We start from the raw sequence: 21771 nt of genomic DNA, 5'->3' as shown, positions 1-21771 counted from the left end.
GACGGGCCTCAGGAGCTCTGCTCGATGGACTTCTGGAACTCGCGGGCCATCTGCTCCAGGCCCTTGTTCTTCCACTCGGCCCAGAACGGCTTCCACTCGCTCAGCTTCTTGCGCCCGCTGACGATGTCGTTGACCAGGTCGGTCGCCTCGGTGGACATGCGCCCATAGTGCTGGGTGTACGCGTCCGAGTAGTGGCCGACCGTCGGGTTGCGCACGGCGGTCGCGAGGAGCTTCTGCTCGGCGGCGTACACGTCCTTGACGTCCTGGACGCGGTCGGTGCCCGGGAAGCTGGAGGCGATGATCGAGAACGGCGAGGTCGTCGACGTCATCAGGCCGCTGTAGAGGCCCTCGACCTGCTGCTTGCCCTGCTTGGTGCGGCTCGGGAAGCCGTTCTTGTCGTACGTGAAGTCCTCGCCCTCGGTGCCGTACTCCAGGAACTCGCGCTCCTTGCTGCCGAACGGCGCCGCCAGGTAGTCGAGGACGCGCAGCAGCATGCGCACCCGCTTCTCGTCGCCCTTCTTGATTGCGGTGTAGCCGATGGTGCCCAGGTGGTAGTGGTGGTTGGGCTTGCGGCCGCCCGCGCCGAAGGGGATCAGGATCTCGGCGGCGAGGCCGGGATCCTGCACGCGGGTGTCCTTGCGGGCGTTGAAGGGGTTGGCGAAGACGCACGCGCCGATCGCGCCCTGGGCCATCTTGATGTACGCGTCGGCCATCTTGGGGTTGCCCGGGTAGAAGACGCCGGCCTTCTTCAGCTTGATGACGAAGTCGAGGGCCGCCTCATACTCGTCGGTGTCCTGGAACCAGGTGAGCGAACCGTCCTTGTTGCGGCGCCACTTGTTGGGGGCGCCGAAACACTGGCTGAGCACACTGGCCGCGTTCACGTAGATCGGTTCGAGGGCCCAGGTCTTGCCGCCGGTGACCTCCTTGCACTTGTCCAGGAACTCCTCGGGGCCGGAGGACTGGATGCCGTCCGCCTTCTCCCACACGTTCGGGTTGCCGCCGTAGACCTGGCCGAGCGCCGGGTAGGGCACGGGCGCGCCCCAGATCTTGCCGTTGACGACCGCGGTCTTCCAGTGGGCGGGGGTCATCGCGGCGAGGTTCGGGTACTTCTTCACCGCGTCGCCCGACACATACTCGGTGATGTCCGCGCACTTGGCCTCGAGCAGTTCGGCGATGTGCTGGATGCCCTGGTTGGGCGGGATCCACAGCAGGTCGGGCAGGTCGCCGCCCGCGACCGTCGCGGAGAACTTCTCCTCGTAGCCGGGGTCGGTGCCGAGGATCGCGGTCAGCTCGACGCCGAGTTCCTTGTCGAGCTTCTTCCAGTACGCGTTGGAGTCCTTGGGGGTCGGCGGCTGGGTCCAGATCTCCGTGAGCATGGTGATCTTCGAGCCGTCGCCGGGTGTCCTGGCGACGCTGCGGACCAGTTCCTCGGGGTAGGAGAGGAAGCCGGCCGACAGGCCCTTCGCGTTCGGCGCGAGGTCCGGCTTGACCTTGCCGAAGGGCACGTAGGAAGGCAGCTTCACCTTCGCGGACGCCGCCTCGCCCGTCTTCGTGGCGGACGAGCCGCAGCCCGTCAGGGAGGTGGCGGCCGCGCCCGCGGCGACGGCGGTGGACAGGCTCAGGAACGTGCGTCGGGACATGCCAGGCATGGGGAATCTCCGCGGGTCGGGTCGGCAGGGAAGAGGCGGGGGCTGCGCGTGGGAAGGAGGGGAAGGGCTCAGCCCTTGATGGCGCCGGTGAGCACGCCCTTGGTGAAGTACTTCTGCAGGAAGGGGAAGAGCGCCAGGATCGGCAGCAGCGCGAGCATGACCACGGCCATGGACAGGGACTGCTGCGGCGGCATGTTGGCGATGCCCAGCTGATCCGCCGTCATGGACTTGTTCTGGACGACGTAGGTGCGCAGGACCAGCTGGATGGGCCACTTGCCGGAGTCGTTGAGGTAGAGCATCGCGTTGAAGAAGGCGTTCCAGTACGTCACCGCGTAGAACAGGCCGACCACGGCGACGACCCCCTTGGAGAGCGGCAGCACGATGCGGGTCAGGATCCGCCAGTCGCCCGCGCCGTCGATGCGGGCCGCCTGGTAGAGCTCGTCGGGGATGTTCATGAAGAACGCGCGCAGGACGACGAGGTTGAACGCGTTGATGAGGACCGGCAGGATCAACGACCAGTAGGAGTCGAGGAGTCCGAGTTCCTTGACGACCACGTACATCGGGACCATGCCCGGCGCGAACAGCAGCGTGAACAGGACCATCAGGAGGACCGGCTTGCTGCCGGGGACGTCCCGCTTGCTCAGGGCGTAGGCGAGGGCGATCGTCGTCAGGAGCGAGAGGGCCGTGCCGACGAAGGTGATCAGGACGCTCACGATCACCGCGCGGGAGACGATGCCGCCGGAGAGGATCGTGCGGTACGCCTCCAGGGTCGGGTCCGTGGGGAAGAGGACGAAGCCGCCGGACTCGGTGATCTCCTCGCGGGAGGCGAGGCTCGTGGAGAGGACCGTCAGGAACGGCAGGATCATCACGGCGCAGATGACGGTGATGACGACGGCCTTCGCGGCGGAGCCGATCTTCGTCGGCGGCTCCTCCCAGACGGGCCGCTCCTCGCGTATCCGCTCCCTCTTGGCGCGCAGGGGGAATCCGAAGCTGCTCATTTGCTGTACACCCCGTGCTCTCCGAAGGCGTGGGCGACCTTGTTGGCGCCCCAGATCATCAAGGCCCCGACGACTCCCTTGACCAGGCCGGCCGCGGCGCCGACGCCCCAGTCGCCGTAGACGACGCCGTGGTAATAGATGTAGGTGTCGAGGACCTCCGCCGCGCGTGCCCCGACCGCGTCGCGCTGGAGCAGGAACTGCTCGAAGCCGACGGAGAGCACATCGCCGAGGCGGAGCACGAGCAGCATGATCGTGACGCCGCGCACGGCGGGCAGCGTGACGTGCCACATGCGGCGCCGGCGTCCGGCGCCGTCGACGGCCGCCGACTCGTACAGGCTCTGGTCGACGTTGGCGAGCGCCGCCAGATAGATGATCATCCCCCAGCCGATGTCCTTCCAGATCACCTGGCCCGTGATCAGCAGCGGGAAGGTGCTGGGGTCGCTCATCACCTCCAGCGGTGACATGCCGTGGTCGCGCAGGTAGTTGCTGAACAGGCCCGCGCCGCCGAGGACCTGCTGGAAGAGCGCGACGACGAGGACCCAGGAGATGAAGTGCGGCAGATAGACGACGCTCTGCACGAACTTCTTGACGCGCGGGCTGATCAGGCTGTTGATCAGCAGCGCGAGGGCCAGCGGCGCGGGGAAGAAGAAGATCAGCTGGAGGGCGGCGAAGGCCAGCGTGTTGCGGATCGCCTCCCAGAACGCCGGATCGGCGAACAGCTCCTGGAAGTTGGCGAGGCCGACGAGCGGGCTGTCCTTGAAGCCGATGAAGGGCTGGTAGTCCTGGAAGGCGATGACGTTGCCGAGCATCGGGACGTAGAAGAACCCGATGAAGAACAGCACGCCCGGCGCCATGAGCGCGAGCATCACCCAGTTGTTGCGCAGCCGGGCCCGCAGCGGCGCGCGCATGCGCAGCTCCGCAGCGGGTTTGCCCTCGGGGGACTTCGACGACGACTTCTTCACGGACGCGGGCGGTGACGCGGCCTGGGGCCTGCGTCGCGTTGCAGGGGATGTCACTCGTTCTCCCTGGCCAGGCGGCACGACGGAATGGGGGCACACCGGCAGCGGGCTTCCCGGCGGCCCTGGGGCCGAATTTAGAAGCCAACTTGCCGAAAGTGAGCCACATCATGGAAGGGCCGTCGGCCCCCGTCAACCACCTGCGAGTCCTAAGGGGTTGGACTTTTCTGCGCGGCGCGGGCGGAGTGTTCCCTCTGTTCCAGGAGGTCCAGTGCGAGACGGGCTGCCCCGATTGCGGTCGATTCCTCGCCGAGCGCGGAGGTGCGCACCTCGGGCGCGTGCGGGCAGCGCTCGGCGAGGCGCCGGGCGAACGGCTCGCTGAGCAGGGCGCCCGCGCGGGAGATGCCGCCGCCGAGCACGACCGCCCGTGGATCGAGCACGGCGACGTGGCGGGTGAGGCTGTCGGCCAGGCACTCGGCGAAGGCGCGCAGGGTGTAGCGGGCGCCGCCGTCGCCCGCGGCCGCGGCGGTGACGACGGCGCGCGCGGCGTTCTCCCGGGTGGGCCGCTCGGCGCCCTGGTGACCGGCGAACCAGTCGAGAAGCCGCTGGTAGGAGAGTTCCCAGCCGTCCCCGGCGACCATTTCACCGGCGGCCGAGTGGTGGCCGCGGTGGAGTTCGCCGCGCAGCCACAGACCGATGCCGAGGCGGTTTCCGACGTAGAGGTAGACGCAGTCGCGCACGTCGACGCTGACGCCGCCGGTGCACTCGGCGAGGGTGGCCAGCTGGATGTCGTTGCCGACGACCACGGGGCCGTGCGCCGCGTCGGAGAGCTCGCGGGCCAGGTCGAGGCCGGTCCACTCGGGCAGCGAGTCGCTGACCGCGACGCGCCCCTCGGGGTCGACCATGCCGCTGGTGCCGACCCCGGTGGCGAGCGGCCGGACGCCGGCGGCCTCCGGCCCGGCCAGGCACCCGGCGATCGCCGTGCGCACGGCGTCGAGCCGCTCGCGGGCGGGCAGGTCGGGCGTGACGGCGACGCGGTGCGCGGCGACCGGGCGGCCGAGCAGGTCGGCGGCGAGCACCAGCACCTTGTGGGCGCCGATGTCGACGCCGAGGACATGGCCCGCCTCCGCGCGGAAGCGGAATCTGCGGGCCGGCCTGCCCACGCTTCCACTGCCCGGCGTCAGCTCCACGAGCCGTCCCTCGCGCAGGAGTTGCGAGGTCAGGTCCTGGGCCGTGGGCCGCGAGACGCCGATCAGCGCGGCCAGCTCGGGCACGGTGGTCTCGTCGCGCTCGCGCAGCACGCGCAGGGCGGCCGCCGCGTTCAGACGTCTCAGCAGGGACGGATCCCCGCTCGTGGGTCCGCCGATGGATCCGCTCATGGGGCCCTCCCCCTTGACAGCAAGATCGGTTGCTCTCAGGGTGACCCGGAGCGATTGAGAAACTTACCTAATAAACAGCGCCCTTGGGGAGCACAGATGGGTGGGACAGAACCGCGGGCCGGCCATCCCGAGCTGGAGTGCGGCGTCGGCATCTGGGATCAGGACGTCTACGGAAATCATCGCCTCCTGGTGGACGTGCGCGCCGCGGCCCCGGCCGTCGCGGCCGAACTGCCGTGGCGGCGGCAGGACGTGAGCGTACGTTCCGTCACGGGCGACGTGGACGTGATCGTCCTCGCCCCGTCGGGGCTGCGGGTGCACAACACGGTCGCCCTGGAGGTGACCGAGGAGCGCGGCCGGATCGCCTTCGAGCCGGTGGAGGGCCCCGGCGCGTACGCGGTGCACTATCTGCCCTACGCGCACACGGGCAAGCCGTACTACCCGCAGGCCGTCTACCGCCCCGCCACCCGGACCGCCGACCCCGGCTGGGCGCACCGCTGCGGTCTGACCGGATCCGCCGGGGGCTGGGCGGCACTCCCCCGCGCCGAGGCGTTCCGCTACGAGGCGGCGAGCGCGGTCGACTCGTTCGCGCCGCTGGGCTTCGCGGCGACCGCCGAGGAGTGCGAGGCGCTCCGGCAGGCCCACCGCGGCGAGCCGTTCCTGCTGTTCGGCGAGGACCGGGCCCATCCGCTGGGCCGCTACGGCCGGCTGCCCGCGCGCTGGGCGCGGGCCACGCCCGGCGCGCCGTTCGCGGGCACCGCGGACCGCGGCGAGTTCTACGCCCTCCAGGTCGGCGTATACGCGCTGACCGACCTCGCCGGCGTGCGGGCCGAGGTGCGTGGGCTGCCCTTCGCGGTGCGGTGCCCGAGCACGGGCGGCATCGACGCGCGGGGCGACGCCTTCGAGCGGCGCGTGGACGTCGCGGCGGGCGGGGTGACGGCACTGTGGCTGGGCGTGGACGTACCCGAGCGGGCGCGGCCCGGACGGTACGAGGGGGAGATCGCCGTCCACACGGACGGCGGTCCCGAGCGGGTGCTGCCGCTCCTCCTGACGGTCGACGAGGCCTCCGTCGCCGGGCACGGCGCGGGGGAACCGGGGCGCCTGGCCCGGCTGCGCTGGCTGGACTCGACGTTCGCCCAGGACGACGAGGTGGTCCCGCCGTTCGCTCCCGTGAAGGCCGACGGGCATCGGCTCGCGCTCCTCGGCCGCACGGTCGAGCTCGGGCCCGACGGCCTCCCCCACCGGATCGCCTCCACCTTCACGCCGTCCGTGACGCGCGCCGACGGACCCGAGCGCGAGCTGCTCGCCGCGCCGCTCGCGTTCGACGTGGGCCGGCCCCTGGACCACGGACCGCTCGCCCTCGACCAGCCGGGACCGGCCCGTGTGCGCTGGTCGACGCGGGCCACCGGAGCGGACGTACTGGTGCGCACCGAGGGCGAGTTGGAGGCCGACGGCTTCCTCGTGCTGCGCGCCACCGTCGAGGCCACCGCCGACACCGAGCTCGACGTGACGCTGGACGTGCCGGTGCGCGAGGACGTCGCGCGGTACGCGATGGGGCTCGGCCTGACCGGCCGCGCGTGCCCGGCGGCGTACGACTGGACGTGGGACACCGCCACCCGGAACCAGGACGCCTTCTGGCTGGGCGACCCGGCGGCCGGACTCCAGCTCTCACTGCGCGACGAGCACTACGCCCGTCCGCTCAACACCAACTACTATCGCGAGAAGCCCCTGGCCACACCCCGTTCCTGGGCGGGCGACGGGCAGGGCGGGGTGCGGCTGCGGACGGCCGGCGGGGTGCGCTCGCTGGCCGCGTACAGCGGGCCGCTGCGGCTGCGGGCGGGCGAGAGCCGCCGCTTCGAGTTCCGGCTGCTGCTCACGCCGTTCAAGCCGCTCGACCCGGCGCGCCAGCTCGGCGAGCGGTACTTCCACGCGTACGCCACGCCCGCGGAGGTCGCGGCATACGGCGCGAACGTCGTGAACCTGCACCACGCGACACCGCCCAACCCGTACATCAACGACCCGCTGCTGGCCGCCGAGACGCTGCGCGCCTACACCGACGAGGCGCACCGGCTCGGCGTCCGCGTGAAGGTGTACGACACGGTGCGCGAACTGACCCGGCACACACCGGAGTTGCCGGTTCTGGCGGCGCTCGGCGACGAGATCTTCTCGCCGGGTCCCGGTGGCGGGCACGCCTGGCTCCAGGAGCACATGGGCGGCAGTTACGTCCCGGGCTGGGTGGCGTCCGACGTCGACGACGTCGCCGTGGTCACGTCCGGCGACTCGCGCTGGCACAACTCCTATGTGTGCGGCATCGAGCGGCTGCGCCGGGTGGTCGGCGTGGACGGGCTCTACCTGGACGACGTGGCGTACGACAGGGTCACGATGAAGCGGGTCCGCAAGGCGCTCGCCCGGTCCGGGGACTCGGCGCCGCTGGTCGACCTGCACTCGTGCAACCAGTTCCGGGAGGCGGACGGCTTCGCGTCGAGCGCCAATCTGTACGCGGAGCTGCTGCCGTACGTGGACCGGCTCTGGCTGGGCGAGCTGTTCGACTACGACGGGGAGGGCGGCGCGGACGGCGCCGATCCGGCCTACTGGCTCGTCGAGATCTCCGGAATCCCGTTCGGTCTGATGGGCGAGATGCTGGAGGGCGGCGGCAATCCGTGGCGCGGTCTCGTCTTCGGCATGACGGCACGGGCCCCGATGACCGACGTACGACCGCTGTGGCGGGCCTTCGACCGACTGCGGCTGCCGGAGGCCGAGATGACGGGCTGGTGGACGGACGAGCCGCCGGTGCGCACGGGTCATGACGCCGTCCTCGCGACGACGTGGCGGGGCCCCGGCGGCACGGCGACCGCGCTCGCCTCCTGGGCGCCGGACCCGGTGGACGTCACCCTCACCACGGACGACGGACGGCCCGTCGCGGCGTACGCGCCCGCGATCGAGGGCTTCCAGCCCGAGCGGAGGTTCGCGCCCGGCGAGCCCGTCCCGGTGGCACCGGGGCGGGGCCTGCTGCTGCGGATCGACGCCAGGGAAGAGGTCTGAGGCGGCCGTCGTGGGGCGGGGTGCCGCCCGCCCCACGACGGCCCGGTCCCGCTCCGGCCGGGGGCTACTTCCCCATCACGAGTCCACTCGCCCCCGCTCCCCTGCTCAGGACCACGCGGCGGATGCGGTCACGGATGCCGCCCACCTCCGCGCCGCGCTCCAGCGCGCGGTTGAGGTTCACGACGCGGCCGGAGTCCGTGTTGAACCACATCGGGAGGAACTCGGCCTTCGTCACCTCCCAGCGGGCGCCGGGGCGCGCGGGCGGGCTGAAGGTGAAGCGGCCGATGCTGCCCTGGTTGCCGCGCGGGTCGTGGGCGCCGTCGTGGTTGATCATGTCGCCGGCGATCTGGTCGCCCATGCCGTAGATCACCCACGTGCCACCGCGGCCGCCCACCTTCTCGTAGGCCTGGGGGACGTGCGCGTGCGTGCCGAGGATCAGGTCGATGTCCGGGCGGCCCGCCGTGCGCGAGGCCGTGAGCTGCTTGCCGAGGGTCAGCTGCTGACGGTCCGGCGCGTCCTGCCACTCCGTGCCCCAGTGCAGGCTGACGACCACGACGTCGGCACCCGCCTTCCGGGCCGCGCGGGCATCCGCGATGATCTTGTCGCGGCGCATGAGGTCGACGGTCCAGGGCTTGCCCTGCGGCAGCGGGTAGCCGTTCGTGCCGTAGGTGTACGCGAGCTGGGCGACCTTCGCGCCGCCCGCCCGCAGCCACGCCGGCTCCTTGTCCTCCGCGGCCGAACGCGCCGAGCCCGCGTGCTTGACACCCGCCTTGTCGAGGGCGTCCAGGGTGCGGCGCACGCCCGCCGCGCCGGCGTCCAGGGTGTGGTTGGAGGCGGTGGAGCAGGAGTCGTACCCGGTGGCCTTGAGGGCGCGGGCGACCTGGGGCGGGGACTTGAAGGACGGGTAGCCGCTGTAGTCGCCGTCCGCGCCGTAGACCGTCTCCATGTGGCAGATCGCCAGGTCGGCCTTGGAGATGACCGGCTTGGCGCCCGCGAGCATCGGCGCGAAGTCGTAGCCGTCGCCGCCCGCGTCGGCCTGGGCCCTGCGGATGATCGAGGAGTGCGGCAGGACGTCGCCGGAGGCGGCGAGGGTGAAGGGGCGCGGACCCGCGGCGCCGCCGCCCGCCGGGGAGTGGGCCGGAGCCGGTCCCGAAGGGACGCGGTGCGGTGTCCCGTGTGATGCGGGAGGCTGGGCGGGCTTGTGTTCCGCCGTGTCCGGGGCGGCCGAGCAGGCCGTGGTCGCGGTGAGACCGGCGACCAGGAGGGCCGCCGCGGCCGTCGCCGGACGCGCTGTCCGACGTGGGGTTCCTGGGGTGGGGGTGGTCCGTGTGTGCCGTGCAATCCGTGCGCGCTGCGTCATCGATCAGGCTCCGTGGATGGGGCGATATTCGGCCAGACGAATCCACATGCGGAGCTATCGGCCAATCAAGGATCAATGCCGCCAGAGTCCCTGAAACGGAGTCAAATGATTGACCCTGTGACGCGAACAACACAACACCGCCCACCTGCGGTGAAACCGCGGCCCGGGTCAAGGCTCGGCAAAGCGCCTTGCTCGGGACCCCCGTTCAGTAATCGGCTGTCCTCATCCGTGTGCCGGAGTGGGGGGCCAGAGGCCGGTGACGCGCACGGTCCGGAGGAAGGCGGAGCGGGATGCGGCACGAGAGCAGAAGGAACACCGAGGGCCCCCAGGACGGCGAACTGACCGTGCCGATGGCGTGGTTGTACGCCGAGTACATCGCGGACGAGCTCCTGCGCACCGGCGATCTGATGCCGCCCACGTCCTTCGAGTACCGCGCGGGGCGCGACGCCCTCGCGCTCACGATCTTCCTGGCGGACAGCGGCGGCGAGCTGTCCGGAATCCGCGTGGTCTCCCAGCTGGAGACGTGGCTGTCGCTGACGGCGTACGACCAGCCGTGGCAGGACTGGGTCCGCGAGCGGATGGCGCTGCTCACGGCGGACGCCGCGGACACCGGCGCCACCCCGCCCGACCTGGCCCTCGCCGAGCTGGCCTGGCGCTGGCTGGAGGAGACCGAGCTGCTCGCGCCCGACCTGGACGCGGTGCCCGGCGGCGCGCCCGTCCCCGGCGAGGAGGACGGGCCGAAGGTGTGGACACCCGCGTGGCGCCTCGGCCTGCCGCTCGGGCATCTGGCGATCCATCTCTTCTGAGGCGCGGCCGTGCCGGTGTTCCGGCGCACCACGCGGCACCTTGAGTGATTCGGCGGTCCGCTGCGTACCGGAGGGCAAGCGACACCCTCACCGACAAGGAACGCCATGAGGCCCCAGGAGCGGCACCGCGACGCAGGCGCCTACGCGCTGGGCGTCCTCGACCCCGCGGACGCGTTCCGGTTCGAGGACCATCTCTCGGGGTGCCCGGCCTGCCTCCTCGCCCTGGACGAACTGGCCTCCACCGCGCAGACGTTGACGCGGTTCGGGCGCGGGACACCGGTCGCCGTGCCGGGCCCCGGGCTGCTCGACCGGCTGCTGCGCGAGACCGGGCGGCTGCGCGCGGCGCGGCGCAGGCGGTCGCTGGGCGCGGTCGCCGCCGCCGTGCTGCTCGCCGTCGGCGCGCCCGCCGTGTCGGTGGTCACGGCGCACGGAGGCGGCCCGGCGACACGGGTGAGCGCCCAGGAGGGCGGGATGCACGCCACGCTGACCGCGCACGACCGGGCCTGGGGCACGGAGGTCGGGCTGACCGTGCGGGACCCGGGCGCCTCGGGGTGGGTCTGTGAGCTGGTCGCCGTCGCCACCGACGGGTCCGAGCAGACCGTCACGACGTGGCGGGCCCCCGCGGGGACCGTGCGGACCTGGGGCGTGGCGGCCCTGCGCCCGGCGCGGACCGAGCGGTACGAGGTGCGGACGGCCGACGGAAAGCGGCTGCTGACGCTGCCGCGGCCCTAGCCGCCGCCCGCTACTTCAGCAGCCGCGACATCCGCCGGTCCGCGAGGGGCTTGCCGCCCGTCTGGCAGGTCGGGCAGTACTGGAGGGACGAGTCGGCGAAGGACACCTCCCTGATCGTGTCGCCGCACACGGGGCACGGCTCGCCGGTGCGGCCGTGCACGCGCAGGCCGCTCTTCTTCTCCGCCTTGAGACGGCCCGCCGCGACTCCGCGCGAGCGCTCCACCGCCTCGGTCAGCGTAGCCAGCAACGCCACATGCAGCCCATGGACCTCCTCCTTCGTGAGACTCGACGTGCGCTTGTACGGGGACATGCGGGCCGCGTGCAGGATCTCGTCGCTGTACGCGTTCCCGATGCCCGCGATCAGGCTCTGGTCGCGCAACGCCCCCTTGATCTGCCGCCGTTCGCCCGCCAGGAGCCCCGCGAAGCGCTCCTCGTCGAAGTCGGGTGCCAGCGGGTCGGGGCCGAGGCGGGCGATGCCCGGGATCCGCTCCGGCGCCTCGGTGACGTACACCGCGAGGCGCTTCTGCGTGCCCGCCTCCGTGAGGTCGAAGCCCGCCCCGGTCTCCAGGGCCACGCGGAGCGCCAGCGGGCCCTTGCCGGGCCGTGGGGCGCCGTCCGGCAGCCGGTCCTTCCAGTGCAGCCAGCCGGCCCGGGCCAGGTGCGTGACCAGGTGCAGTCCGTCGGCGTCGACGTCGAGGAACTTGCCGTGCCGGGCCACGCCCGTCACGGTGCGGCCCTCCAGGGCGGCGAGCGGCGGGTCGTACGTCTTGAGGACGCTCACCGCGGCGGGCAGCACGCGCGCGATCCCCAGGCCGCCCAGATGGTCCGTCAGGAAGCCGCGCAGGGCCTCCACTTCGGGCAGTTCGGGCATCGCTTCCTCTCAGCTCCGCGGGTTCCTCACGGGCACGACGAACTCGCACCACACGCACTTGCCGCTGCCGCGCGCGTCCACGCCCCACACGTCCGCGAGCCGGTCCACCAGGAGCAGGCCACGGCCCGAGACCCCGGACTCGCCGGCGTCCCTGCGGCGCGGCAGGGCGCTGGAGGAGTCCTCGACGTCCACCCGCAGCCGCCGGTCGGCGCCGGTGAGCACCCGCAGGGTCACGATCGCGGAGCCGTCGGTGTGCATCAGCGCGTTGGTGATGACCTCGTCGGCGACCAGTTCGATCTCGTCGGCGCGCTCGCCCGCGCCCCAGGCGCGCACCGCGGCCCTGATCATGTGCCGGGCCTCCGCCAGCGCCTCCGGGTCGCTCGGCGCGACGTGCTGCTGGAGGCGGCCGCCCGACTGCGGCGCGTCGATCATGCGGCGGCGCATCAGGAGCAGCGCGGCGTCGTCGTCCCCGCCCCGGCCGTCGACGACGCCGCAGAGCCGGTCGGCGAGCTGCTGGAGGTCGCGGGGGCCGGTGGCGGCGAGCTGGGCGAGGACCCGCATGCCGTCGTCGAGGTCGGCGCCCGGCTCCTCGACGAGGCCGTCGGTGCAGAGCAGCAGGGTCTGGCCCGGGTCGAGTTCGAGGGTGGTGACGGGGTAGTCGAGCCGCCCGAACTCGGCGGACAGGCCGAGCGGCAGGCCGCCGTCGACGGGCACGCGGCGGCAGGAGCCGTCGGTGAGCTGCACCAGGGGGTCGATGTGGCCGGCCCGGACGAACTGCACGACGCCCGTCGACAGGTCCGCCTCCGCGTACAGGCAGGTCGCGAAGCGCTCGGTGTCCAGCTCGTGCAGGAAGCCGGAGGCCCGGGCCATGACGGTGGCGGGGGTGTGCCCCTCGGCGGCGTAGGCGCGCAGCACGATGCGGAGCTGGCCCATGACGGCGGCGGCGTGGGTGTCGTGGCCCTGGACGTCGCCGATGACGGCGCCGAGGCGGCCGCCGGGCAGCGGGATCACGTCGTACCAGTCGCCGCCGATGTCCCGGCCGAGCGCCGCGGAGCGGTAGCGCACCGCGATCTCCGCGCCGGGCACGCCGGGGATGCTGCGCGGCAGCATGGCCTGCTGGAGCCCCTGGGCGAGGTCCTTCTCCTGCTCGTAGAACATGGCACGCTGCAGGCTCTGGGCGATGCTGCTGCTCAGCGCGACCAGGAGGTTGCGTTCGTCCTCCTCGAAGCCGGTCTTCTCCTGGTAGAGCAGGCCGAGGACGCCGATGACGCGGCCCTGGGCGATCAGCGGGAGATACGCGGCCGCGGTGATGCCGAGCTCGTCGATGTGCGGCCACAGCAGCGGGTAGGACTCGGCGAAGTCCTCGGCGGTCTCGATGTAGCGGGGCGCGAGCGTGCGGACGACCTCGCTCATCGGGTACGCCTCGTCGACGCGGGTGACGCGGGTGCCCGGCACATAGCTGCCCGCGGGGCCCTCGGCGACCAGCCGGATCCGCCCGGCCTCGACGAGGCCCATGACGAGGTTGGCCGCGCCCAGGTGCGCGAGGCCGTAGGTGTCCTTGAGCACGTCGATGACGTCCCGGACGGTGCGGGCGTGGGCCAGCGCCGCCGTGGTGCTCTGGACGATGCTCGTCGTCCGGCGCAGCTCGGCCTCGTCGGCGGCCCACCGGCGCGGCCTGGCCGGGCTGTCGCCGAGCTCCTGGGTGGCGTCCCTGACGACGCCGAGGATGCGGTGCGGGCGGCCCGTGGCGTCGCGCTCGATGCAGCCGTGGGTGTGGGTCCAGCGCAGGGTGCCGTTGCGGCGGCGGATGCGGAAGTACGCGCCGTACGTCCTGCTGCCGTCCTTCAGGGCGTGCGCGACGATCGCGTCCAGACGGTGGCCCTCCACGGTCGGGACGCGCAGGGCGAGGGTCTCGGGCCGGTTGTCGTACTCGTCGGGGCGTACGTCGAAGACCTCGTGGGCGGTGGCGTCCATGACCATGAGCCCCGCGTCCAGGTCCCAGTCGAAGCAGCCCATGCGCAGCGCGGCCCCGTACAGCGCCAGGAAACAGCTCGGTGGCTCCCCGGCCTGCTGTCCGCGGCGGCAGTGCCCCGCCGGGTCGTGCTCCATGGGCCCACGCTAGGCGGAGGCCCCTGCGCGCGCATGTGGACGCGGGCGGGGCGGGCGCGGGACGGTCGGGCACGGCGCGTCCCGGGTCCCGTCGTCCAACCGGGCAATGGCCCACTTGGACGGCCGGGCCGCCGCCGTGTCACCCCCCGTGGGGCACGGCGGCGGCCCGGTCCCGGGGTGGTGCGTCCCGGGACCGGGCGCCCGCTACGCCGTCTCCGCGACCTTGCTCTGCACCCGCATCGCCACCTCCGTCCACATCTCGGCGCTCTCGGCGGCGAGGTAGGCCACGATGCCCCGGCAGTGCGGCGGCACCTTGTCGATGATCTGGTCCCACTCCTCCATGCTGATCGTGTGGATGTTGAGCAGCCGCAGCAGCGTGCGGCCGATCTCGCTGAAGCGCAGCGCCGGGTCGGCCTTGAGCCGCTGGACGGCGGCGGCCCGCTCCGCGGCCGTGTCCCGGTCGGGGACGGCGGAGGGCCGGCCCACGCGCGGGGCGGGTACGGCGGGGACCCGGTCCGCGCCGTGCGACTGCTTCCCGCGCCGCGTCACCGGGTCCTCGCCCCGCATCATGCGGTTGCGCACGTCCCGTACCGTCTCCGGCGAGATCGAGGCGACGCGGGCGACCTGGCGCAGCGACAGGCCGGGGTTCTGTGCGATCAGCTCGCTCGCGAGCCTGCGCCCCTCGGCGCCGTTGATGGGGCGGACCCGGCCGTCGTGGCCGATGCGGCTCGACTCGCCCGTGCGGCCGCCCGGGGCACGTCTGCGGATGTCCGCGACGGTGCCGGGGGCGATGCCGCTGACCGAGGCGATCATGCGGTCCGACCACTGCGGATGGGAGGCGATGATGCGTGCGGCCGCGCGCTTGCGGTCCGCCGCGGTCAACGGCAGGCCGTGCGTGACGTTGGACTCGACGGCGAGCACGAAGGCGTCGGCCTCCGGCCCGTCGAAGTACTTCACCGCGATCTTGCTGTGCCCCCGGAGTTCGGCGGCGCGCAGCCGGTGCAGACCGTCGATGACCCGCATCGTCGGACGGTGCACGGTGATGGGCGGCAGCGGGGTCTGCACGACCGCCAGTGCCTCGACGTGCTCCGGATCGACTCCGGACGTGCGTGGTGAACCTGCCGTCGACAGCGAGCCGATCTCGACTTCGACGACCATAAGCTGGTCGATCTGTGCGTGCCCAGGTGTTGCCAACTCAACTCCCCCTCGAGCTCTGTTGTCCCCCGTGTGTGCGTCCCGGCACACCGAACGGCTCACGCCACACCGCCGCGCCCCTCCCGCGGCCGCCGGGCGGTCCGGCCCGGCGGCGACTCCCGGAGGAGTATGTCGATGGGATGCGCCACGTACGCGTTCGCCCTTGGTCGAGGGCCCCTGAATGAATGCGTTGCGCGCGCCGCAGGCGTGTTCTCCCGGAACGGCGAAGGGTGCAGCGCGCAGTTGTGCACCTTCGCCGTCTTCAACCACCGCTATGAATCCGCGCCGAACGTCTCGTCGGATTACAGAAAAGCACCCGCACGTGGCACCCCTGCCCCTTCCACGGGAATCCGTGCCGGCCCGGTCGGGAGAGGAAATCCCCCGTTAACCGAGCACGTTCACCCTAACAACGGGCTTTCTGGACGGGTACCCCTCACTCGTGGCGCGCCACCGGTTCCGCCACCCCTAGCCACCCCTACCGGGCCGCGTACCAGCGGTCGATCACCGAAAGGTGCGGTCCTGCGGCGTCCACGGAATGGACGGATCGGGAGAATCCGTCGAGCGGATGGGGGAATCCGTCGCGCGGGGCGCATTCCGTTCACACATGTGCGAGCGCATTCATCAGGCGACCACCGTAGAAGCGCCCCGGGTTTTCCTCAACGCAGTCCGGCAACATTGTCCAACTGCGCAATATCCGTGCCATGCTCACCGGAATATGGGGCGCACGGCGGAAAGACGACTTCCACCGCGAGTCCGCCGCCCGGCCGGGAGGCCGCGCTGATCACCGCGTCGTGGGCGGCGGCCACGGCGTGGACGATCGAGAGCCCGAGTCCGTGGTGCCCTTCGGCCGCCGTGCGGCCGAGCCGCTGGAAGGGTTCGAAGAGCCGCTCGACGTGATCCGGCGGGACCGGGGGCCCGGTGTTGGACACCGCGAGGACGGCGCGCCCGCCCCGGCTGCCGGTCGCCAACTCCAGCCGGCCGCCGGGGAGGTTGTGGCGTACGGCGTTGTCGACGAGGTCGGACACGAGACGCTGGACGAGGCCGGGGTCGCCCAGCAGGGCCGCCGGTCCCATCGCGGTGTCCGCCCGCAGTCCGCGCCGGGCGATCTCCGGGCCCGCGGACCCCACGACCTGCTCGGCGACGAGAGCCAGGTCGAGCACTTCCCGGCGGTCCAGGCCGCGTTGGCTGCCGGCGAGCGCGAGCAGCGACTCCAGGAGGCGGGCCTGCTGCTCGCTGATCTCCAGGAGGCGTTCGAAGTTGGCCCGGAAGGATTCGGTGGTGGCGTCGCGGTCGATGAGTGACTCCTCCAGAAGCGCGTGTTCCAGGGTGAGCGGGGTGCGCAGTTCGTGGGCCGCGTTGGCGACGAAGCGCCGGTGGGCGTCGAGGGCCGTCTCCAGGCGGCCGAGGAGTCCGTCGACGGTGTCGGCGAGGTCCTTGAGTTCGTCGGCGGGCCCGGTGACGGCGAGCCGTTCGTGGATGTTGTCGGCCGAGATGCGCCGGATGGTGCCGGTCATCGTCCGCAGGGGGCGCAGCACGCGGTGGGCGATGAGCCAGCCGAGCACGACCGAGACCACCACCATGACGGCCAGCGCGATCCCGGACTGCACGAGGAGTTCCCGCAGGTTGGCCGCGTGCTGGCGGGCGGCCTGCTCGGTGAGTTGCCGGGTGACGTCGCCGGGCCTGGGCCCCGGTCCGGGTGCTCCCGCGTCCGGCAGGAGGCCGCCGTCGGCCCGCGGGACGCCCCGGCCGCCGGGGTCCTCGACCAGGACGCGGCTCCCCGAGGCCCCGGCGACCAGCAGGTAGGTGATCCCGAGCAGGACCGCGCCGGAGACGACGAACAGCACCCCGTAGAGGAGCGTGAGGCGGACACCCACCCGTCGGGGCAGCAGCCGGTGTGTCCGTGTGCGGGCCGGGGTGGCGAGCGAGGGCAGGCGCATGGGTCCCTCAAATCCGGTAGCCGCCCCGAGGAATGGTCTCGATGACGGGCGGGTTGCCGAGCTTGGGCCGCAGGCGGTTGATCGTCGCCTTGACGGTGGTGGTGAACGGGTCCGTCGCCTCGTCCCACACGCGCTCCAGGAGTTCCTCGGCCGACACGACCCGTCCCTGGGCCGCGAGCAGGTACTCCAGGACCGCGAACTCCTTGGGCGTGAGCGGCAGTCGCTCCCCCGCCCGCGAGGCGATCCGCTGCCCCGGGTCGAGCCTGAGGTCGCCGCGGACGAGCACCGGCGGCAGCGCGGGCTGCGAGCGCCGGGCCAGCGCCCTGATGCGGGCGACCAGCTCGGCGTACGCGAACGGCTTGGGGAGGTAGTCGTCCGCGCCGAGGCTGAAGCCCTCCACGCGGTGGGCGATCGTGCCGGACGCGGTGAGCATCAACACCCTTGCCTGCAAGGGCTGTTCGGCCAGTCTGCTGCAGACCTCGTCGCCGTGCACCCCGGGCAGGTCGCGGTCCAGCACGACCACGTCGTACTCGAACACGGAGGTGCGCTCCAGGGCGTCCGCGCCGTCGTGGACGACGTCGACCGCCATGCCTTCGCGGCGCAGCACGCGCGCCACCGACTGTGCGAGTTCGGTGTGGTCCTCGACCACCAGTACCCTCATCGCCCACCCCTCGCCGGCCATGTCACGGGCGGGGGGAAGGGGCTACGCGAACCGATCATGACGAACCACGTTGCCCGATCCCCCGTCACATACCGGTCACAGCGTCCCCCGGATCCGTGCAGCGTACCGCCGGACACGGACATTCCTGTGCATCGGTCACAGATCTTCGGACCGCCGTGTGACCGGAGGGCGCGTAGAAACGGAATCGCCACCGCGACTGCCGCACAGGGCCCATCGCGACGACAAGGAGATCCGGCCGTGGTCACCAACGGGGAGACGGACACATGACCGACGTCCTCCTGATCCTCGGTCCCGCCGGGGCGGTGCTCCGCCACCGCCTAGCACACGTGCATCCGGTCGCCGGCGTCGTGCGTCGCGGGCCCCTCGCGGCCGCCCGGCCCGGCGAGGGGGCCGAGCTTGGCCGCGAGGTCCGCGCGCCGCTGGACGTCGAGCTTGCGGTAGGCACGGGTCAGGTGCTGCTCGACGGTGCTGATCGTGATGCACAGCTTGTCGGCGATCTGGCGGTTGGTGTGGCCACGGACGGCGAGCGTGGCCACACGCAGTTCGGCGTTGCTGAGTTCGTCGGGATGTCGGCGGTTCCCGGACGACCACGGCTGTTCCGCGGGGTGCGGGCTGCCGGTGTCGGCCGTGTGCGGCATCCGGGGCACGGGCACACCGCACTCCTCCGCCAGCTGCTGCGCCTTGCGGGCCAGGGCCCGCGCCTGGCCGGTCTTGCCGAGTTCGCGCTGCGCGCGGGCCAACTCCTCGGTCGCGCGGACCAGTTCGAGCCGATGACCGCGGTCCCGCAGGATCTCGACGGCCTCGCCGAGGAGCGGCGGGCGGTGCCCGGCCCGGAGGGCGCCCGCCAGGACCCGCAGCGAGACGGCGCGCACCCAGCCGCTGTCCCGGCCGAACAGGGCCAGCTGCTCCTCGGCCAGGGCCCGCGCGCGGTCGTCGTCGCCCAGCGACAGATGGGCCTCGGCCGCGTCGGTGCGCCAGGGCACCAGCGCGGGCAGGTCCAGCTCCCAGCGGGTCATGAGGTCCCCGCAGGTGAGGAAGTCGTCGAGCGCGGCATAGGGGCGGCCCGCGGCGAGGTAGTAGTGACCTCGGGCCCGCAGATAGAGCAGTCCGTCGGGGGTCTGGAACGCCGGGTCGGGTACGGGGACGCTCAGCTGGGCGGCCGCCTCGTCGAGCCGGCCCATCGCGGTCTTGGCGAACACGGCGGTGGCCAGCGGCGAGGCGACGGACACGCCCCAGCCGTCGGCGGGGACCAGGGCGAGCGCCGTGCGCGCCGACTCCTGGGCGGCGAGCAGCCCGCCCGCGCGCAGCTCGATGCGGCCCTTGGCGGAGGCGAGCAGCGCCTGCCACATGGGGGCGCGCCGCTCGGCGGCCTCCGCCAGGAGGGTCCCGCACCAGAAGGCCGCGGTCTCCAACTGGTCGGCGAGGACAAGGGAGTTGACGGCGACCAGGAGCGCGGCGAGCGTGCCGTCGTCCAGGCGGGTGCTCTGCAGTATCTGCTCGGCCCTGACCACGACGTCGTCGCCCGCCCCGTCGAGGAGCGCCTTGATCAGCGTCACCGCCCGCTGGTGGGGGCCGCGCGCCGGCGACTCCGCGTGCTGCGGGAGCGCGTGCTCGGGGGTGGTGTGCTCCGGGCTCGCGCCGAGGCAGGTGCGGGCCGAGGGCGGCAGGCCGGGGAAGGCGTACGTCATCCAGCGGCGCGGGCAGTCGTGCCGGGCGGGCGTGCCGGGGCCGGGCTGCGCCCAGGACTCGGAGCCGTGCCGCTCGGAGGCGTCCAGTACGTCGAGGGCGCGCTCGACCTGGCCGAACCAGAGGAGGTGTCCGACGAGTTCGTCGGCGTGGCGGGTGCCGAGCCTGCCGTCGAGTGCGGCGGCCGTGAGTTCGGGCAGGTGCTGGGCGACGCTGGACGGGTTGACACGCCAGCCGGCGCGGGTGAACGCGGCCTTGATCTCCAGGGCCTGGCGGGGGTCGGTGCAGGTGTCGCGGGCGACCCGCAGGCAGGTGAGGGCGAGGTCGACCTCGTCGTCGGCGAGGGCCCGCTCGGCCGCGTCGATCAGCGTGCGCAGCGCCCAGGGGGCGTCGACCGTGCCCGCGGCGATCAGGTGCGGGACGACGGCGGTCGGGGACGCGCCGTGCTCGTGCAGGACCTGGGCGCAGCGGGCCTCGACGCGGGCGCGGTCGGCGGGCTCCAGGCTTCTGAGCACCGCGGCGCGCCCGGCCTCGTGGCGGAACCATCCGCCGTCGAGCAGGCCCGCCTCGTTCAGGGCGCGCAGGCTGCGGTGGAGGGACTCGCGGCTGGTGCCGAGGATCTCCATGAGTTCGGCGAGCGACACGTCGCTGCCCGCGGCGGCCAGCGCCCAGGCGGTGCGCCGGGTGGCGAGGTCGCTGCGGTAGAGGCAGGTCGCGACGGCCTGCACGAAGGACTCCCCCGGCACCAGGGTGAGGGAGGAGGCGATTCCGGTGGCCGGAGCGTGATGGTCGTCGCGCCGCGCGCGGCCGGCGCGGGCGCGGTGGTCCTCGATCAGCGCCCGGGTCAGAAGCGGGCTCCCGCCGCCCATCTCGAGCAACTCCGAGACGAGCTTGCGCGTCCCCCACCCCGGAACCTCCTGCTCTCCGAATACGGAGATCATCTCCGCGACGCCCTGTCGCTGCAGCGGACCGAGCCTGATATTGCGGCAGCCCGGCAGGCGCAGCAAATCGATGCGCAGTCGCGTATTACCGGCCAGGAAGCCGCTGTTTTCCCCCAGCACGACCAGAATGCGACTCACGTCAAGTCGGCGCGCCAGGTAGAGGAGGCATTCCAGGGAGTGCCCATCGGCATGGTGCACATCGTCGATGGCGAGCACCACGGGCCTTTCCCTGGACATTTCGAGGACAATCCCGCAGAGCTCGGGAATCTCGTCCATCGCCACGGCGGGCCGTTCTCCCGTCGCCCTGCGCGACTGCGCCGTGCCCGCGATGACGTCCACGAGCCGCTCCGCGCGCCGCGCGTCCGCGCCGGGGAGTCCGGCGCCGAGCAGCAGCTGCCCCATGACCCCAAGGGGCAGATCGCTCTCCGCGTTCGACGCCGTGGCCTGCAGATACAGCGCGCCCGCGGCGGTCGCCCGCGCACCGAAGGCACGCAGCAGCGCGGTCTTGCCGCTGGCGACGGGACCGCTTACCAGAACGACTCCGCCATGCCCGGCCGCACACGCGTCGAGCATGTTTTCCATGATCGAGAATTCTTCACCACGTTCCACCAAGTTCATGAGCCGACTTCTCCCCCGTGCCTGACGGCTGATCGTTGACCGACCCGCAGCCGAGCTGGATCAATTCGTTCGACTTGACCGGCCACCCGTGCGTCGACTCTGCCATATTTGAAAATCAACTGCCAGCACTATTTGACTCAATGCCACCTTATTACCGTCGCGAATGCGCCACGACACAGGAAATCGGAATCACCCGCTCCATATCCCTCGCAAACTCTTGCGGATTTGCCTGATGAGTGAACTCAACGGCATTCCAGAAGGAAGTCGCGGCTTCAGCGAATGGACGGGAGTGGCGAATGTGGCGGCAGCGACGAATGGGTTCGGGAACGTTTGGCCCGTTCCGCATGGCCCCCTCGGCCGCCGCCTGACTGGTTCGCGGGCGTCGGTTCCCCGCCCTTCCGGAGCCCTTCGGACAGGGCTCCGGAGGACCGCGTCAGCTCGCGAAGGTGCCGGGGTCGCTGTCGGTAAGGGGGTTCTCGGACAGATGGGGGTCGTCGGGCACGAGCCCGTCGTCCTGTGACGGCCCGTCGGTGTCGCCGTCCGGCGGCGGAGGCCCGTCCGTCGAGGGGCTGTCCGGCACGGACGGCGTCAGGGGCGAGGGACAGCCGGGCGGCAGCGGCGACGACGGGGCCGCGGGGTCGCCGGTCCCCGGCGACGGCGAGGGGCAGTCGGGCGGCGAGGTGCCGGGATCCTGGTCCGGGTCCTGGTCGGGCCCTGTGGGCCGGGCCGGGGTGTCGCTCCCGTCGGGGCTCTGCCCGCTCGGGTCCCCTCCGTCCGGATCGCGCTCTCCCGGATCCTGGGAGTCCGGATCCTG

Annotated in this window: 14 protein-coding genes and 1 pseudogene; 3 read left to right on the top strand and 12 right to left on the bottom strand. The window is 72.4% G+C overall.

What is annotated here, in order from left to right:
• Positions 1-8: 8 nt before the first annotated feature.
• From AOK22_RS06190 to AOK22_RS06175, 4 genes are all read right to left on the bottom strand, one after another.
• Positions 9-1640 (bottom strand): extracellular solute-binding protein, encoded by a 1632-nt coding sequence (locus AOK22_RS06190; RefSeq protein ID WP_055697550.1) that lies wholly within the window; start codon positions 1638-1640, stop codon positions 9-11.
• A 77-nt stretch (positions 1641-1717) separates the two neighbouring features.
• Positions 1718-2647, bottom strand: a complete 930-nt coding sequence (locus tag AOK22_RS06185; protein WP_055697549.1) for a carbohydrate ABC transporter permease — start codon at positions 2645-2647, stop codon at positions 1718-1720.
• The gene (locus AOK22_RS06180; RefSeq protein ID WP_425264004.1) at positions 2644-3663 is read right to left on the bottom strand and encodes an ABC transporter permease; all 1020 of its coding nucleotides are present in this window, start codon (positions 3661-3663) and stop codon (positions 2644-2646) included. Before AOK22_RS06180 ends, AOK22_RS06185 begins: the two co-directional genes overlap by 4 nt.
• A gap of 149 nt (positions 3664-3812) precedes the next feature.
• Positions 3813-4982 (bottom strand): ROK family protein, encoded by a 1170-nt coding sequence (locus tag AOK22_RS06175; protein ID WP_055697547.1) that lies wholly within the window; start codon positions 4980-4982, stop codon positions 3813-3815.
• A 96-nt stretch (positions 4983-5078) separates the two neighbouring features.
• Here AOK22_RS06175 and AOK22_RS06170 point away from each other — a divergent pair, with 96 nt between their 5' ends.
• Positions 5079-8021, top strand: coding sequence for a glycoside hydrolase domain-containing protein (locus tag AOK22_RS06170; RefSeq protein WP_055697546.1), 2943 nt, complete (start codon positions 5079-5081; stop codon positions 8019-8021).
• A gap of 64 nt (positions 8022-8085) precedes the next feature.
• On the opposite strand, the gene AOK22_RS06165 is transcribed toward AOK22_RS06170, so the two are convergent.
• Entirely contained in the window at positions 8086-9381 is a 1296-nt protein-coding gene (locus tag AOK22_RS06165; protein ID WP_079036377.1) for a CapA family protein, read from the bottom strand.
• Positions 9382-9671: 290 nt separating this feature from the next.
• Here AOK22_RS06165 and AOK22_RS06160 point away from each other — a divergent pair, with 290 nt between their 5' ends.
• Complete coding sequence (locus AOK22_RS06160) at positions 9672-10187, top strand: hypothetical protein (protein ID WP_055697545.1); 516 nt, start codon at positions 9672-9674, stop codon at positions 10185-10187.
• Between the two features lie 105 nt (positions 10188-10292).
• Entirely contained in the window at positions 10293-10919 is a 627-nt protein-coding gene (locus AOK22_RS06155) for a zf-HC2 domain-containing protein (RefSeq protein WP_055697544.1), read from the top strand.
• Between the two features lie 10 nt (positions 10920-10929).
• Here AOK22_RS06155 and AOK22_RS06150 read toward each other — a convergent pair whose 3' ends face one another.
• From AOK22_RS06150 to AOK22_RS41345, 7 genes and pseudogenes are all read right to left on the bottom strand, one after another.
• Entirely contained in the window at positions 10930-11790 is an 861-nt protein-coding gene (locus AOK22_RS06150) for an Fpg/Nei family DNA glycosylase (RefSeq protein ID WP_055697543.1), read from the bottom strand.
• 9 nt (positions 11791-11799) lie between these two features.
• Complete coding sequence (locus tag AOK22_RS06145; protein WP_079036376.1) at positions 11800-13899, bottom strand: SpoIIE family protein phosphatase; 2100 nt, start codon at positions 13897-13899, stop codon at positions 11800-11802.
• A 204-nt stretch (positions 13900-14103) separates the two neighbouring features.
• A complete protein-coding gene (locus AOK22_RS06140) occupies positions 14104-15057 on the bottom strand; it encodes a ParB/RepB/Spo0J family partition protein (protein ID WP_055697542.1) in 954 nt (317 codons plus the stop codon).
• Between the two features lie 692 nt (positions 15058-15749).
• Positions 15750-17030, bottom strand: coding sequence for a sensor histidine kinase (locus tag AOK22_RS06135; RefSeq protein WP_063795204.1), 1281 nt, complete (start codon positions 17028-17030; stop codon positions 15750-15752).
• Positions 17031-17037: 7 nt separating this feature from the next.
• Positions 17038-17691 (bottom strand): response regulator transcription factor, encoded by a 654-nt coding sequence (locus AOK22_RS06130; RefSeq protein WP_055697561.1) that lies wholly within the window; start codon positions 17689-17691, stop codon positions 17038-17040.
• A 338-nt stretch (positions 17692-18029) separates the two neighbouring features.
• Positions 18030-20957 (bottom strand): helix-turn-helix transcriptional regulator, encoded by a 2928-nt coding sequence (locus AOK22_RS06125; protein WP_079036375.1) that lies wholly within the window; start codon positions 20955-20957, stop codon positions 18030-18032.
• 433 nt (positions 20958-21390) lie between these two features.
• Positions 21391-21771, bottom strand: a pseudogene (locus AOK22_RS41345) (hypothetical protein); the annotation flags it as partial.

It is taken from the genome of Streptomyces silaceus (assembly GCF_001419745.1).
Lineage (GTDB): Bacteria > Actinomycetota > Actinomycetes > Streptomycetales > Streptomycetaceae > Streptomyces > Streptomyces silaceus.
Note: the sequence above shows the minus strand (reverse complement) of the source record. Positions and strands in the feature narration are given on the sequence as shown.

Bases quoted from the DNA above. Each gene is read 5' to 3' on its own strand.
- AOK22_RS06190 (WP_055697550.1), bottom strand. From the start codon at position 1,640: ATGTCCCGACGCACGTTCCTGAGCCTGTCCACCGCCGTCGCCGCGGGC.
- AOK22_RS06185 (WP_055697549.1), bottom strand. From the start codon at position 2,647: ATGAGCAGCTTCGGATTCCCCCTGCGCGCCAAGAGGGAGCGGATACGC.
- AOK22_RS06175 (WP_055697547.1), bottom strand. From the start codon at position 4,982: ATGAGCGGATCCATCGGCGGACCCACGAGCGGGGATCCGTCCCTGCTG.
- AOK22_RS06170 (WP_055697546.1), top strand. From the start codon at position 5,079: ATGGGTGGGACAGAACCGCGGGCCGGCCATCCCGAGCTGGAGTGCGGC.
- AOK22_RS06165 (WP_079036377.1), bottom strand. From the start codon at position 9,381: ATGACGCAGCGCGCACGGATTGCACGGCACACACGGACCACCCCCACC.
- AOK22_RS06160 (WP_055697545.1), top strand. From the start codon at position 9,672: ATGCGGCACGAGAGCAGAAGGAACACCGAGGGCCCCCAGGACGGCGAA.
- AOK22_RS06155 (WP_055697544.1), top strand. From the start codon at position 10,293: ATGAGGCCCCAGGAGCGGCACCGCGACGCAGGCGCCTACGCGCTGGGC.
- AOK22_RS06150 (WP_055697543.1), bottom strand. From the start codon at position 11,790: ATGCCCGAACTGCCCGAAGTGGAGGCCCTGCGCGGCTTCCTGACGGAC.
- AOK22_RS06145 (WP_079036376.1), bottom strand. From the start codon at position 13,899: ATGGAGCACGACCCGGCGGGGCACTGCCGCCGCGGACAGCAGGCCGGG.
- AOK22_RS06140 (WP_055697542.1), bottom strand. From the start codon at position 15,057: ATGGTCGTCGAAGTCGAGATCGGCTCGCTGTCGACGGCAGGTTCACCA.
- AOK22_RS06135 (WP_063795204.1), bottom strand. From the start codon at position 17,030: ATGCGCCTGCCCTCGCTCGCCACCCCGGCCCGCACACGGACACACCGG.
- AOK22_RS06130 (WP_055697561.1), bottom strand. From the start codon at position 17,691: ATGAGGGTACTGGTGGTCGAGGACCACACCGAACTCGCACAGTCGGTG.
- AOK22_RS06125 (WP_079036375.1), bottom strand. From the start codon at position 20,957: ATGAACTTGGTGGAACGTGGTGAAGAATTCTCGATCATGGAAAACATG.